The sequence below is a fragment of the Psychrobacter sp. 1U2 genome (assembly GCF_051847575.1).
The window spans coordinates 1-720 of record NZ_JBPYDC010001067.1 but is presented as its reverse complement, the minus strand read 5'-3'; the positions used below and the strand labels follow the sequence as shown (position 1 = coordinate 720).

At 32.8% G+C, this 720-nt stretch carries 1 pseudogene; it reads left to right on the top strand.

Annotated elements, in window-relative coordinates:
- A pseudogene (locus tag ACS8FD_RS20420) lies at positions 1-720 on the top strand (hypothetical protein); the annotation flags it as partial.

The window sequence follows — 720 nt, the reverse complement described above, 5'->3', positions numbered from 1 at the left end:
ATCTAAATGGCTATCTGGTAAAGCACGCCCAACCGGGAAATACTTGCTGCGTTTGTCACAAGTTTTAAATCAAACAGAAGACTGGATTTTAAACGGTGACAATCCTTGCTATCCTGGTTATGACGACGGTTTTAATATAGATTATGATTATGAAAATAGTAAGGACAGTAAGGATTACTATAACAGAGATTATTTAATAAAAACTTTGAATCTAGACCCTAAATTACCCTATAGTATAGATTATTTAACAGAAACATATGAAGATCAGCAATGGAAAGCTTTCAGAAAAGCTCAAGAAGAGCATGAAAAAAGATTTGAATTATCTCAAGAACAAGAAGAAGAACTATGGGAACATCATCAACAAGAGTTACTAGAAAATGAAATGGAGGTTAAGTGTCAAAATCACGACACATTATTAGAGTTGGAAAAAATATTGTCTTCAGGTGCTGATAATTCAAAATTCCAATACACAGAGCTGTATCTAAAAAAACCTGCTGAAATTGCTAAGTTAGCCAATGCTAATCTCAGTAAAACCATATATTACACTCAAGAAGATGAAAGCATGGAACCTATCATAAATCTTGGTGTGCAGTGTGCAGTAGATATTAGTAGTATCAATGTACAAGATGGGAAGTTCTATTTAATTAAGTTGGGACAATCATACAATATTAGAGCATTATTTCATCGATCTGATAGTGGTTTATTACTACACAGTGAAAA